Source organism: Rossellomorea marisflavi, assembly GCF_022170785.1.
Taxonomy (GTDB): Bacteria; Bacillota; Bacilli; order Bacillales; family Bacillaceae_B; genus Rossellomorea; species Rossellomorea marisflavi_B.
Genome location: NZ_CP081870.1, coordinates 1,553,772 through 1,568,439 on the forward strand (window position 1 = coordinate 1,553,772; position 14,668 = coordinate 1,568,439).

At 48.1% G+C, this 14,668-nt stretch carries 11 protein-coding genes; 7 read left to right on the plus strand and 4 right to left on the minus strand.

The genetic code is table 11. The features are described from left to right. Positions 1–27 precede the first annotated feature (27 nt). The 3 genes from K6T23_RS08305 to K6T23_RS08315 are packed head-to-tail and all read left to right on the plus strand — an operon-like array spanning position 28 to position 3,843. On the plus strand, positions 28–1,548 hold the full coding sequence (locus K6T23_RS08305; RefSeq protein ID WP_238284142.1) for a phytoene desaturase family protein: 1,521 nt from the start codon (positions 28–30) through the stop codon (positions 1,546–1,548). Next, positions 1,545–3,047 (plus strand): phytoene desaturase family protein, encoded by a 1,503-nt coding sequence (locus K6T23_RS08310; protein ID WP_238284143.1) that lies wholly within the window; start codon positions 1,545–1,547, stop codon positions 3,045–3,047. The genes K6T23_RS08305 and K6T23_RS08310 overlap by 4 nt, the downstream gene beginning before the upstream one ends. Further along, entirely contained in the window at positions 3,013–3,843 is an 831-nt protein-coding gene (locus tag K6T23_RS08315; protein ID WP_079515804.1) for a phytoene/squalene synthase family protein, read from the plus strand. Before K6T23_RS08310 ends, K6T23_RS08315 begins: the two co-directional genes overlap by 35 nt. Positions 3,844–3,936: 93 nt before the next feature. Here the strand turns inward: K6T23_RS08315 and K6T23_RS08320 are convergent, their stop codons facing one another. The 4 genes from K6T23_RS08320 to K6T23_RS08335 form a co-directional block, all read right to left on the minus strand. Continuing rightward, entirely contained in the window at positions 3,937–5,322 is a 1,386-nt protein-coding gene (locus K6T23_RS08320; protein ID WP_238284144.1) for an ammonium transporter, read from the minus strand. 32 nt (positions 5,323–5,354) lie between these two features. Beyond that, positions 5,355–5,696, minus strand: coding sequence for a P-II family nitrogen regulator (locus tag K6T23_RS08325; protein ID WP_056537912.1), 342 nt, complete (start codon positions 5,694–5,696; stop codon positions 5,355–5,357). Positions 5,697–6,118: 422 nt separating this feature from the next. Further along, the gene (locus K6T23_RS08330) at positions 6,119–7,468 is read right to left on the minus strand and encodes an MATE family efflux transporter (RefSeq protein WP_056537909.1); all 1,350 of its coding nucleotides are present in this window, start codon (positions 7,466–7,468) and stop codon (positions 6,119–6,121) included. 24 nt (positions 7,469–7,492) lie between these two features. Continuing rightward, entirely contained in the window at positions 7,493–9,253 is a 1,761-nt protein-coding gene (locus K6T23_RS08335) for an alpha-glycosidase (RefSeq protein ID WP_238284145.1), read from the minus strand. A gap of 316 nt (positions 9,254–9,569) precedes the next feature. Here K6T23_RS08335 and K6T23_RS08340 point away from each other — a divergent pair, with 316 nt between their 5' ends. From K6T23_RS08340 to K6T23_RS08355, 4 genes are all read left to right on the plus strand, one after another. Continuing rightward, on the plus strand, positions 9,570–10,844 hold the full coding sequence (locus K6T23_RS08340; protein WP_079515807.1) for an extracellular solute-binding protein: 1,275 nt from the start codon (positions 9,570–9,572) through the stop codon (positions 10,842–10,844). Between the two features lie 114 nt (positions 10,845–10,958). Then, positions 10,959–12,245, plus strand: a complete 1,287-nt coding sequence (locus K6T23_RS08345) for a carbohydrate ABC transporter permease (RefSeq protein WP_056537900.1) — start codon at positions 10,959–10,961, stop codon at positions 12,243–12,245. A 1-nt stretch (position 12,246) separates the two neighbouring features. Then, positions 12,247–13,083 (plus strand): sugar ABC transporter permease, encoded by an 837-nt coding sequence (locus K6T23_RS08350; RefSeq protein ID WP_048004351.1) that lies wholly within the window; start codon positions 12,247–12,249, stop codon positions 13,081–13,083. A gap of 38 nt (positions 13,084–13,121) precedes the next feature. After that, on the plus strand, positions 13,122–14,666 hold the full coding sequence (locus tag K6T23_RS08355) for an alpha-amylase family glycosyl hydrolase (RefSeq protein ID WP_238284146.1): 1,545 nt from the start codon (positions 13,122–13,124) through the stop codon (positions 14,664–14,666). Positions 14,667–14,668 lie beyond the last annotated feature (2 nt).

The following is a 14,668-nucleotide window of genomic DNA, read 5'->3' on the forward strand; positions in this document are numbered from 1 at the left end:
TATACTTTGTATAAGGGGGAAGACAAGATGTCCAAAAATGTGATTGTCATCGGAGCGGGACCTGGAGGTTTGGCTTCTGCCATGCTTCTGGCCAGTAAAGGATATGAAGTCGACGTATATGAAAAGCATTCCTTTGTTGGTGGTCGCAATGGTGCCATCAAACAAGACGGATACACATTCGATATCGGGCCGACGTTCCTTGGCATGCCGGAAATTGCGGAGGAACTTTTTGAAGCGGCGGGGAAAGACCTTCACGATTATGTGGATCTGAAGGAGCTGCCTATGATGTACGAGCTGAAATTCAAAGATAAAGATGTGAAGATGTACAGGGATCCAGAGCGGCTGAAAGAGGAAATTGAACGCCGTTTCCCCGGGAATGGAAAAGGGTATGAGCGATTCATGAATGACACCCGCAAGAAGATGGAGCGCTTGAAACCCATCCTTCAAAGCCCGATGGACCAGTACTATCAATATATCAGCTGGAAAGTCCTTCGGGCCCTGCCTCAGCTTTCCCTCGGTAAGTCGCTCTACAGCGTGCTGAGTGACTACTTCACCGATCACGAACTGAGACTTTCATTTACCTTCCAGTCAAAATATTTGGGTATGTCACCTTGGGAGTGTCCCGGGGCTTTCTCCATCCTTTCTTTCATGGAACACGAGTACGGTGTCTTTCATCCCATTGGAGGGGTGAATCAGCTTTCAGAAGCGATGGCGAAAGTCGTAAGAGAGAGCGGAGGAAAGATCCATCTCTCGACGGGAATCAAAAAGCTTTGGCTTGAAGGGAAAAACGTCAAAGGGGTCATCCTCGAAAATGGGGAGAAGGTATCAGCCGATGAAGTGGTCATTAATGGCGACTTCGCTCACGTGATGACGAATTTGGTGGATGACGGTGTGCTGAAGAAGTACAGCAAAGAAAAGCTTTCAAAGAAAAAATATTCATGCTCCACCTTCATGATCTACCTCGGTCTTGATAAACAATATGATCTGCCTCACCATACAATCATATTTGCCGATGACTACAGGAAAAATGTAGAAGAGATTACGAAAACGATGGCTTTATCAGAAGATCCTTCCATCTATGTTCAAAATGCTTCCGTCACTGATCCTACCCTCGCACCAGAGGGACACTCTACGCTTTATGTCCTGGCCCCGGTACCGAATAATATGAGTGAGATCGATTGGGAAGAAAATCAAGAAACCTTCAAGGAACTCGTCATTCGCTCTCTAGAGGAGAGAGCGGGTCTCGAGGATATCCGGAGTCATATCCGGTTCGAGAAGGTCCTTGACCCCCATCAATGGGAGACCGACTTCAATATCTATAAAGGAGCGACCTTCAATCTTGGTCATCAGCTCACGCAAATGATGGCCCTCAGACCTCATAACAAATTCGAGGAACTCGATCACTGCTGGCTTGTCGGCGGCGGCACCCATCCGGGCAGCGGACTGCCGACGATACTTGAATCGGCCAGGATCACTACAGCCATCATAATGAAGGAAGATGCCTCCCAAACTTCAGGCGCTCACAGGGCAATGGAGGAAGCGCTATGAAGGTGGCGGTAGCGGGATCGGGAATCGGTGGGTTGATTACTGGGCTGCTCCTTGCGAAGAATGGTCACAAAGTGACGATTTTTGAAAAGGATGAGGAGATTGGAGGCAGGCTTGCGTTTGTAACCAAGGGAGACTACAAGATTGATAAAGGCCCGACGATTGTCCTTCTGCCTGACATGTTGATGTCGATTCTTTCTGATGCGGGTGTGAATACAGATGAAATCGAACTCATTCGCTGTGATCCCCTCTATGGGATCCACTTCCCCGACGGGCAGACTTACCGGAAATTTGCGGATCTTGAAACGCAGCTGGATGAAATCAGGCGGGAGTTCCCGGGTGATGAAAAAGGATTCAAGAGGTTCATGTCGGATATGGATGAGCGCTTTTCCATCGGCGAACCACAATTCCTCCAGTCCTCCTTCCTTGGCATAAAAGACTATGTGAATCCAAAGACAATCGGCTCCCTCATTAAGCTCAAAGCGTATCGAACGGTCATGTCGAACCTGAAAACATACTTTGCACATGAGCGGTTACAGATGTCATACGGATTGCAATCACTCTATATAGGTGGGAATCCCTATTCCACTCCAGCCATTTATAGTCTCGTATCATTCAGTGAGCATAAGCACGGAATCTACTATATTAAAGGCGGGTATGCAAGTATCCTTGAACCGATACGGAAGGCGTGCGAGAGACTCGGAGTAGAGATCAAAACGTCGTGTCCTGTGGAGAAAATCCTTGTGGAAGACGGCAAGGCGGAAGGCATTCGATCGAGTGAGGGGGACTTTATGGCGGACGCCGTCGTAGTGAATGGTGACTTCCCTGGGACTCACTCCCTCATGGAGCGTCCATCCGACAAAAAATATACGCCTTCTTCCGGATGCGTCCTGTTTTATATGGGAGTCAAAGGTACCTATCCTGATAAAGATCTTCACCAGTTTTACCTCAATGAACATTTCTCCAAAAATATGAAGGAGATCTTCGAGAAAGGGAAAGTACCATCGGAACCTTCCTTTTATGTGTTCAATCCATCCATCGTAGACGAATCCCTTGCACCAGAGGGGAATAGTGTCCTCTACGTTCTGGTCCCGGTTCCAGCATCTGAAAAGATTGATTGGGAGGACGCTTCGGGATATCTTTCGTCCTATGTTTTAGATACAATGGAAGAGAGCGGATTCGATGATTTGAGGGAACGGTTGAATTGGATGGAAACACGGACGCCTGAACAGGCACGTCAGGAAGGGCTGTATGCAGGAGGAAGTTTCGGTATAGCCCCTGCCCTTGGACAATCTGGTCCTTTCCGTCCACAGGTGCAGCCGTTCCCGGAGAAGAACGTGTTTGCTGTCGGAGCATCGACTCATCCCGGTGGGGGTGTTCCCATTGTGATGCAAGGGGCAAAACTGGTCGAACTGGCCGTGCAGAGATATGTTGAAGAGGAATTAGAAAGGAAGGATGTGACCATGGATGAACAGGATTTCGGCAGCGTACGATCACTGTGAATCGGTGATCAAACATCATTCGAAAACGTTTTTCAGGGCATTTTCCCTTTTGCCCAAGAATCAGCGTAAAGCGGTGTGGGCGGTGTACGCTTTTTGTCGTAGAGCGGATGATATTGTGGATGAGGGGAGCCCGCCAGAGGTATTGGATCGTTTTGAACAGGAATTTGAGCTATTCCTTGAAGGGACGTTTGAAGAGCAGCCAATCTGGATCGCCTTGGATGATGTCTTCAAGCGCTTCAATATGGACCGGGAAGCGTTCCGGGATATGATCAAAGGGCAGAGGATGGATCTTGCCGGCAGGAGATACATGACAATGGATGACGTCTTGGACTACTCTTATCATGTAGCGAGCACCGTCGGATTGATGCTCCTTCCGATCCTCGCGCCCGGCAAAGAAAAGGACCTGCGTGAAGACGGGATCTATCTCGGCTATGCCCTTCAGTTGACGAATATCCTGAGGGACGTAGGGGAAGATCTGGATCGGTGCAGGCTCTACCTTCCCCAGGATCTGCTCGTGAAGCACGAGTGCTCTGTGGAAGACTTGCGGGATGGGCGTTCAACTGACGCATTCCGTCTTGTCTGGGAAGAAATGGCCGGCTTGGCGGAACACTATTACCGTTTATCCATGAGAACGATCGGTCTTTATCCGATATACTCCAGGGCTCCCGTTAAAGGCGCGGCCCTTCTGTATAAGGAAATACTCAATGAAGTACGCAAGAACGGATATGATGTCTTTTCAAAAAAGAACTTTGTATCTGGGAATGAAAAGGAAAAAATCATTTCAACTATATCATAAAAAAAGAGCTTCCTGTGGGATCGGTTCCCGACAGGAAGCTCTTTTCTGTCTTCAAGATGAAAGAGCTGCCCTATGGACAGCTCTTTCTCAGAGTCATATGCTATTGCGGTGCTTGAGGGATTCTTCGGAAGAAGGGGTGCCGATCGAGTTCAGCCTCTCGACAAGATCACTGCCGAATGGGCTTGAAGCGACATCAGGCTCCAAGAAGGTATCCTTCAACTCATATGCGTTGGAGCCATGTTCAGCAAAGTCTAAACCTGATAGTTCCTCTTCTTGTGAAACGCGGATAGAGGAAATTCTCGTGACGATGAAGAGAAAGCCGCCTACGCTAATGGTGGTCCAGGCAATGACGGCGATGACTCCAAGCGATTGAACTCCGAGAAGGGAAGCGCCTCCTCCATAGAATAGTCCGTTTTGAACATCGAAAAGTCCAACTGCAAGGGTGCCCCAGATTCCGCAGATTCCGTGTACGGCAATGGCACCAACCGGATCATCAATCTTCAGGACAGAATCCAGAAGTGTGACACCTTCAACAAGGATGACTCCGGCAATGAGTCCGATGACGATGGCTCCTGTAAGGGAGACATTTGCTGTACCTGCTGTGATTCCGACGAGTCCTCCAAGCGCACCGTTCAACGTAAGAGAAGGATCAATCCTGTTATAACGGAACAATGTATACAGGGCAGATGAGATGATCGCGGCTGATGCTGAGAACAAAGTGGTGCCGATAACCATTGGGACAAGGGAAGGATCGGCAGCAAGAGTGCTTCCTCCATTAAATCCGAACCAGCCAAACCATAGGATGAAGACTCCAAGGGCACCAATCGGGATGTTGTGTCCCGGAATCACGTTGACTTTACCATTTTGATATTTGCCAGACCTGGCTCCGAGGAACAACACGGTGATAATGGCGCCTATGGCCCCAGTCAAATGCACGACTGTAGAACCGGCGAAATCTACGAATCCCAGTTCTGAAATCCATCCTCCGCCCCATATCCAGTGACCGACGACCGGGTAGATCACGGCAGTCATGGCAACGGTCAGGATCATATAGCTTTTAAGCTTCATTCGCTCTGCCACTGCTCCAGAAATGATGGTAGCACAAGTAGCGGCGAAAACGGATTGGAAAACAAAGAATCCAATATCTTCTCGACCTGATAATAGGAATCCGTCGCTTCCGAACAGCCCTCCGACATCTTTCCCGAACATGATGCCGAAACCGACGAAGAAGTAAATCAAAGCACCGATGGCAACGGTGAGGACATTTTTCATCAGGATATTCAACGTGTTCTTGGCCCGGGTGAATCCAGATTCAACCATGGCGAATCCTGCATGCATGAAGAACACAAGTATGGTGGCGATCATCACCCAGGTGGAATCAAGTGATGCCTGTACGGACTCCGCCGTAGGTGCTGCCGCGAATGCCTGGCTTCCGATGAAAAAGGACAATAATAGCAAAATGGAAATTTTCTTGATCAATGTAACCCCTCCAATTGGTTTTGATTGGTGATTCATAATACGGCTTGCTTGCCTCTTTCTCCAGTGCGGATCCGGATGACCTCCTCCACGGGGAAGATGAAGATCTTACCGTCACCTACCGTGTTGGTGCTGCAGTACTCGACAATCAGATCAATGATATCTTCGACTTGATCATCGTCAATGACCATTTCGACCTTGATACGGGGGACCAGCTTGATTTCGAATTTATTGCCCCTGAATATCCCTTGTTTCCCTTTTTGTTTGCCGCAGCCGGCTGCTTCTGATACGGTCAATCCACTGAATCCTCTGGTGCTCAGTGCTTCACGTAAGTTGATGAATGCCTCTGCGCGAATAATCGCTTCCACTTTTTTCATTTTTTCGCCTCCTGAATTTGATGTTAGTTTTTATGACATGAGTAAGTTATATCAACTATCATATTCAGAAAATATAAAAAGTTCAAGTGTTAATTTTATATGTAAGCGGTTAAATGTAAAAAAACTTCACATTATTTTTCCTGTATGATAAAAGAAGGATCAAAAAACTTATAAGTTCCCCTTTGAAGCGAATAAAATCAGTATATATTTCTCTACCGCTAATGTAATTCGCTTACCGCGGGTAGCCCGCGAGCCTTCTCGGCAAGCCTGGGGCTCTCACATCAGCTACACTTTCCGCAAGAGTCTTCGTCTTTCACTCCAATCAAACAAAAAGCAAAAACCCGCATTCACATGCCTGATCATAGGCTAATGAATGCGGGTTTTACTACTGCTAAAACACGTTTGTCCCAGCTTCAGTTGAATCAAACGGCCTTTTCATTCCTGACAAATCCTTTATGGATCCAAGTTCTGGTACGCCAACGCCTCAGCATGAGAAGGCCCCTGAGCCATTCGTCTGCTATGAAGGAGATCCAAACGCCGACGAGCCCGAGCTCAAGAGTGATGCCGAGGAGATAGGAAAGGGGAACCCCGACACCCCACATCGAGGCGATGCCGAGATAAACAGGGAACTTAACATCACCGGCTGCCCTCAATGCATTGATGACAACGAGATTGAAGCTTCTCCCTGGTTCCAGGAGAAGGGTGAGATAGATCAGGACCTTAGCCGAAGAGATGATTTCCTCGTTGGAAGTGAAGATCCCCAATAGTGGTTCTGCTGCAATCGAGACGATTCCTGCCATGCACAGTGAAATGATGATGGCGATTTTGAGACTTTTTAGGCACCGTGCGTAGGCGTCCTCGTATTGCCGGGCGCCGATCATATGTCCGATCATGATCTGTGTGCCTTGACTGATGGCCACGCTGAAAAGAAAAATGAACATCATCAGGTTCTGTGCGTATACTTTGGTTGTCAAGGCATAGGTTCCGATACTCACGATGAAGTAGGTGATCACCATTTGTGAGCCGTTGTATGATAATTGTTCACCGGCAGATGGAATCCCGATCTTCAGCAGATTCTTCATATGACGGACAGGGATGTGCCCCAGCTTGTTCAACGGCAGGGCTGAAGGGATGCGCTTCTTGATGACTATGATGCTTACGACAAGGCCGACGAAGCGGGAGGCGATGGTGGAGATCGCCACGCCTTCCACTCCAAGGACCGGTAAGCCGAATGGGCCAAATATGAATAGATAATTTCCTGCTACATTCAGGATGTTCATGCCGATGGTGATGTACATAGCGTCTTTTGTATATCCGTAACTCCTGAGGATGGCCCCTGCCGTCATGATGAGGGCCTGGATGAAGATGAATCCTCCGACGATCCTGAGGTAACCGGATGCTTCATCCATCAGTTCCCGCGGAAGCCCCATGATGTCCAGGATGCCTTTTCCTGTCAGCAGAAGGATGGCGCTCAGTAGCACTCCGAATGCAAGGTTCGTGACAAGGGAGACGAGAGCGACTTCACCGGATATGGCATGCTCTCTGGCTCCGATGTGCTGGGCCACCAGGATCGCCGTGCCGGTTGCGATGAAACCGAACATCACGATGATAAGGGAGAGGATCTGATTCGATACCCCAACGGCTGCAACGGAACGATCTGAATATTGACTGAGCATGAGGGTATCGGCATTCCCCATGAGCATGTGAAGAAGGATTTCAATGAAGATCGGCCACGTGAGGGCAAACAAGGTCATTCGTTTTTTTGTGTCCATACTGACTCCTTACATAGAGATGCCTTAAAACTTGATGATGGCGAAACCGTATGCTTCAAGCGTTAATTCGATGCTTTCCGCTTCTGCTGTGAACTCCTCCCCGGTAAGTATGTTCAAGAGGGGGACGCCTTTCAATTCGAATGGAATCGTGAATTCCAAGTCGGTGTCGGAACAATTCAATACCACGAGGATCGTCCTGTCACCGTCCGATTTCGTAAAGGCCACATGGCGGTCCTCTCCCGCAGTCGGAAGGAAGCTGAAAACTCCCTCATTCCTCAGGAGATCGTATTCCTGGCGGAGATAGGTGAGTTTTTGCACATGTCCATGAAGATCGAGGTCTTGCTGTCCCTCGTCCCATGGGAAGCATTTGCGGCATCCCGGATCCTGTCCGCCCGTAAGTCCGATCTCATCCCCATAATAGATACAAGGGGTCCCGGGGGAGGTGAGCATGAAGGTATACAGCAACTTCAGCTTCCTGACATCTTCTCCGCACTCCGTTAAGATCCGCGGGGTGTCATGGCTTCCCACAAGATTGAAGTTAACATCGGTCACATTCTGAGGATACATATGCATGACGGTGGTCATGTTCTCAACGAAGGTTTCAGGAGAAATGGCTTCGTGGGCAAACAGCTTCAGAATGTTGGTGGTGAAGGGATAATTCATGACCGCATCGAATTGATCGCCCCTCAGCCATGCCATCGAATCATGCCATACTTCTCCGAGGATATAGAGGTCAGGCTTGATGGATTTCACGGCATGGCGGAAGTCCCTCCAGAACTGATGGTCCACTTCATTGGCAACATCCAACCGCCATCCGTCGATATCAAATTTCTCCACCCAGTGACGCCCGACGTTCAATAGATATTCCTTGACCTCCGGGTGTTCCGTATTCAACTTCGGCATGGATGCTTCAAATGCGAAGGTATCATAATTGGGAGGATTCGACTCCGGGTCCACCGGGAATTCGTGCAGATGGAACCAATCCTTATAAGGAGACGCTTCACCCTTTTCCAATACATCTTGGAATGGGCCGAAATGATAACCGCTATGATTGAAAACCGCATCAAGCATGACCTTGATCCCGCGCTCATGACAAGCATGGATGAGTTCCTTCAAGGTTTCTTCCGACCCGAAGTGAGGATCAATCTCCATGTAATCAGTCGTATCATATTTGTGGTTGGATGGGGCTTTGAAGATCGGGGTGAAATAAATTCCGTTGATCCCCAGCTCCTTTAAATAGTCAATATGGTCGATGACCCCCTGAAGGTCGCCTCCAAAGAAATGATCGGGGGCCGGTTCTTCCGAATTCCATTCCAATGTGCCATCAGGATCATTGGAAGGATCCCCATTGGCGAAGCGTTCAGGGAATATTTGGTACCAAACTGTATCCTTCACCCATTCGGGAGCACTGAACACATCGATGGCATTAAGGAAAGGAAAGCAAAAGTAGTCGCCGATCTCAAATGATGGTTCACCGCTGAACCCTTTTTCCCCATAAAAAATATCTTCTTCGCCGTCCGAAAGGAGAAAACCATATCGAAGCCGCTTGAAGGAAGGGGTGACGGTAGCCTGCCAGTAATCAAAGAGTTGATCACTGCCCGTAAGAGTCATTTCACAGTCGGTATACTGCCACTCGCCATCGCTCCAATCGTAGGGGTCACCGTGCAAAAGACGGATGGTGTGGATGTCGCCCCGTTTCGTTCGGATACGGATGTGCAGGTCTGTTTCAGTGCAAGCGTATGCATATTGATCTCTTGGTTGGTGAAAAATGGCTTCAAGGAACATGGCTTTTCCTCCTTTTATGAATTCCACTAAAGAGTATTCCAATTATAGGAGGTTGTCAATTATGTAATGACATAGAAAAGTTTTTACTAAAAAGGTATTGTCAAATGGGCGTTACTTAGTATAATGATAGTAGATTGTGCAATCGCTTTCACAGTAAAAATGAAAACGTTATCTTATATCGGGTGATCGTAAATCATTTATGGAAATCCGATAGGGGAAGCCCGGGGACCATACATAGATTCCAGGGGAATATTCCCGTTTTTGTGCAAGCGGTTGTCCACATTCGGAAATTGACAAACCATTAGGAGGGGTCAGGGTGAAGAAAGTCGTTTCGTTATTCATGGTCTTGTTGTTGGTAGCAGGGGTATTGGCTGCATGCGGTCCAAACAGGGAAGAAGGTGCATCCGGAGACGGAGACAAGAAGGCGGAAAACAAAGATAAGCCTGAAAAACTGGTCGTCTGGGAAGATGAAAAGAAATCTGGATGGCTGGACGAAGTCGGTAAGAAGTTCACGGAAGAAACAGGCATCGAGCTCGAGGTGAAGGAGGTCGAAATGGCTTCTAAAATGAAAGAGCAGCTGCGCCTCGATGGACCAGCAGGTACGGGTCCAGATGTCGTGACATTCCCGCATGATCAGATCGGGGAACTGGCCCTAGCAGGTCATATTGCGCCACTTGAAGTGTCTGATGACGTCAAGAAGCGTTTCACAGAGTCTTCCATTCTAGCAGAAAGCTATGATGGGAAGCTTTACGGCTTGCCGAAATCGTCTGAAACACCAGTATTCATCTATAACAAAGAATTGATGAAAGAAGCACCTGCATCAATGGATGATGTATACTCCTTCGCAAAAGATTTCACGAAAGATGGCAACTATGGGTTCCTTGCTCTATGGGATAACTTCTACTTTGCCCACGCACCGATGGGTGGATACGGTGGCTATGTGTTCGCTGAAAATGACGGAGCCCTTGATCCGAAAGATCTTGGTTTGAATAACGATGGAGCAGTAGAAGGAACAGAATATATTCAGAAATGGTACAAAGAAGGATTATTCCCTAAAGGAATCATCGGTGAAAACGGTGGATCTGCCATGGACGGATTGTTCAACGAAGGCAAGGTGGCATCTGTCATGAACGGACCATGGTCTTTCCAAGGCTACAAGGATGCTGGGATCGATATCGGTGTCACAGCGATGCCGAAGCTTCCGAACGGTGAGCCGATGAAAACATTCATGGGTGTTAAAGGATGGCATGTATCCGGCTATTCCAAGAACAAAGAATGGGCACAGAAATTCGTTGAGTTCATCACAGAAGATGAAAATGCGAAATATCGTTTTGAACAAACACAGGAAGTACCAACAAACGAAGGCTTGATCAATGATTCTGCGATTGCTGAGAATGAAGGCGCCAAAGCTGTTGCCGAGCAGTCCAAATACGCTGTACCGATGCCGAACATCCCTGAAATGGGTGAAGTTTGGGATCCGATGGCCAAATCACTGCAAACGGTCGTGACAGGCAAGCAGGAGCCGAAAGCGGCCTTGGATGCTGCGGTCAAGCAAATCGAGGATAACATTAAAGCCAACCATTCTAACTGATGAAGAGTGGCGGCACCTGTCTGCGGGTGCCGCCATCCTTTTCAAGAGCTTTCTAAGCAAATAGCCGCCGGCTTAGAAAGCTCTTGAAATATAAAGATAAAGGGGGAGTTCAGGATGGATCAATCCAATCCTACTACTAAACATAGAAAAACGGCACTGGCCCTATCTCTCATTCCCGGCCTTGGCCAGCTTTACCATCGTCAAATCCTGAAGGGGGTCTTCTTCCTCATCATGACCCTTTCCTTCATCCTAGTGTTCAAGGATCTCATATCCTTAGGGCTCTGGGGTATTACGACCCTGGGTACCGATGTTTCCTATGGTGATCATTCCATCTTCCTTATGGTGTACGGCATTTTGGCCATCATCGTCATCTTATTCGGAATCGCATTCTATCTATATAATCTGAGGGACGCTTATAAGAACGGAGTCAAAAGGGACAATGGAGAGAAGATCGCGACGATCCGCGAACAATATCGGAACCTTGTGGATAATGGTTTTCCCTACCTTATCATGTCGCCGGGATTCCTTCTTCTGATCTTCGTGGTCATTTTCCCGATCATCTTCGTTGTCCTGCTGGCATTCACGAACTATGATCTCTATCACTCTCCGCCTGCAAAACTTGTAGACTGGGTTGGCATCCAGAACTTCGTCGATATCTTCAAGATCGATATCTGGCGTGAAACCTTTGTGACGGTCCTTGCGTGGACGCTGGTCTGGACTTTAGGTGCCACGACCCTGCAAGTGGCTCTTGGAATCTTCTTGGCCATCATCGTGAATCAAAAAGATCTGAAGGGAAAAGCCATCATCCGTACGGTTCTCATCCTGCCGTGGGCCATTCCGGCATTCGTCTCCATCCTCGTCTTCGCCGGGATGTTCAACGAATCATTCGGTGCCATCAATCGTGATATCCTCGGATTCTTCGGAATCGAAGGACTCCCATGGATGACAGAGCCATTATTCTCAAGGATTGCCCTGATCATGATCCAGATGTGGCTTGGCTTCCCGTTCATCTTTGCAATGACGACCGGAGTACTCCAGTCGATCCCGGATGAATTGTACGAAGCTGCGACCGTGGACGGTGCTTCGGCGGTACAAAAGTTCAAGAATATCACACTGCCCCTTGTTTTGTTTGCAACGGCACCGATCATCATCACCCAGTACACATTCAACTTCAACAATTTCAACGTCATTTATCTATTCAACGGTGGCGGTCCGGCACTGACAGGTCAAAATGCCGGCGGTACCGACATCCTGATCTCATGGATCTATCGATTGACCATGACTTCGGCGCAGTATTCAAAGGCTGCAGCCATCACGCTGCTCCTGTCCATCATCGTCATCACAGTGGCCATCTGGCAGTTCAAGAAGACGAAATCATTCCAGGAAGAGGATATGATGTAAAATGAAAAAACAAAAAATCATCCGGTTGACTCTATCGTATCTTGTCATTGGCATCATGTTCGCGGTGATACTGTATCCTGTCGCATGGATCATCGGTTCCTCATTCAATCCGGGGCAGAGCTTGTCCGGTTCGAGCATCATCCCTAAAAATGCGACCCTTGCCCACTACAAGGAGCTATTCAATTTGGAAGAAAGCAACTATATGCTTTGGTACTGGAATTCCTTGAAGGTGAGTCTCTCGACCATGGCCCTGACCGTGTGCCTTGTGAGTTTGACGGCATATGCCTTTTCCCGCTACCGTTTCGTCGGACGGAAAAATGGGTTGATGGCCTTCCTCGTTCTGCAGATGATTCCGAACTTTGCAGCGCTGATTGCCATTTTCGTCCTGGCGCTTTTGACAGGACTCCTTGACAGCCATCTCGGACTCATCCTCGTTTATGTGGGAGGACAGATCCCGATGAACACATGGCTGATGAAGGGATACCTTGACACCATCCCGAAGGAACTTGACGAATCGGCGAAGATTGACGGTGCAGGACATCTCAGGATCTTCCTGCAGATCGTCATGCCACTTGCAAAACCGATCATCGCCGTTGTGGCCCTGTTTTCATTCATCTCTCCGTTCGCAGACTTTATCATTGCAAGCATCCTGCTTCGTTCAGAGAAGATGTATACGCTTCCCGTGGCGCTGTATGATATGGTCGCCAAGCAATTCGGGGCGGAATTCACAACGTTTGCAGCAGGTTCTGTCCTGATTGCTGTACCGATTGCCCTACTTTTCCTTTTCTTCCAGAAATACTTCGTTTCAGGATTGACGGCAGGGGGCACGAAAGGATAATCTTATAGGCGTTACTAACATTTGGAGGAGGAGCGGAGATGAAAAGAAGAGTGTTATCTCTCATTTTAGTCCCGTTTCTTCTTTTTTACGCCCATCCGGTAGGTGCAGCTGAAAAAGAAGAGCGAATGTGGCAGGATGAATCGATTTACTTTTTGATGGTAGACCGATTCAACAATGGGGATTCAAGCAATGACAAAAACGTAAACGCCAACGACCCGCTGAGTTATCAAGGGGGAGATTTCCAGGGGATCATCGATCGCTTGGATTACATTCAGGAGATGGGCTTCACAGCCATCTGGCTCACCCCGATTTTTGAGAATCAGCCTGGGGGATACCATGGATATTGGACCACAGACTATTATAAGACAGAAGAGCATTTCGGCTCGATCGAAACGTTTAAGAAGCTTGTGGAAGAAGCGCATAAACGCGATATGAAGATCATCCTCGATTTTGTGGTGAACCATGTCGGACCTGAGCATCCGTGGGTGACGGATCCTGCCAAGGCAGACTGGTTCCATGAAAAGCAGACGATGAACTTCGAAGATGAAGACAGCGTGAAAAATGCCTGGTTATACGCCCTGCCCGACCTTAATACGGAGAATCCGGAAGTAAAGGAATACCTGATCGATGCCGCTAAGTGGTGGATCAAGGAAACCGATATCGATGGGTATCGCCTTGATACCGTGAAGCACGTACCGAAGGAATTTTGGAAGGATTTCACGAAAGAAGTGAAGGCCGAGAAGGATGATTTTTACCTCTTAGGTGAAGTGTTCGACACGGATCCTGAAAAGATAGCCGAGTATAATGGAGTGGGGATCGATGGATTCGTCAATGTACCCCAGGCCGAGGAAATGCGGCAGGTATTCAAGAAACCGGATACATCCATGGATCGTCTTTTCAATTTCTGGGGATACAATCAGACCTTTTATGAGAACCCTTACTTGATGGGTACCTTCATTGATAACCACGATATGAAAAGGTTCACGCGATTGATGGTGGAAGAGAAGGAGTTCCCGGGAACGAGATGGAAGCTCGCCCTTACCTATATGTATACAACGCCTGGGATCCCGATCCTTTACTATGGTTCTGAAATTGCCGTCGATGGGGGAGAAGATCCTGACAACCGAAGGCTGATGAATTTCCGGGCTGATAAAGAACTCATCGATTACATCACCCGCCTTGGGGAGCTGCGGAAGACCCAACCCGCTCTCACAAGGGGAGAGATTGAAAAGGTATACGAAAATGACGGCATGGGAATCTACAAGAGGACCTATAAAGATCAAACCCTGCTGATCGCCATCAATAATACGACGGAAACACAAACGATCGATTTGACGGAAGATCAGCTAGAAGCAGATCAAGAGCTGAAGAGTCTCCTGACAACGGATCTTGTCAGGAGCGACGGTGAAGGGACCTATAAAATCGTCCTCGACCGTGAGGAATCGGAGATCTATGAGCTGAAGAGTAAGTCCGGGCTCAATATCCCATTCCTCGTCGCTCTTGGGATAGTCTACGTATTATTCATGGTATTCCTATATGTAGTGAAAAAACGCGGTAAAAAGAATAAGCATCAGAAAGAATAGAG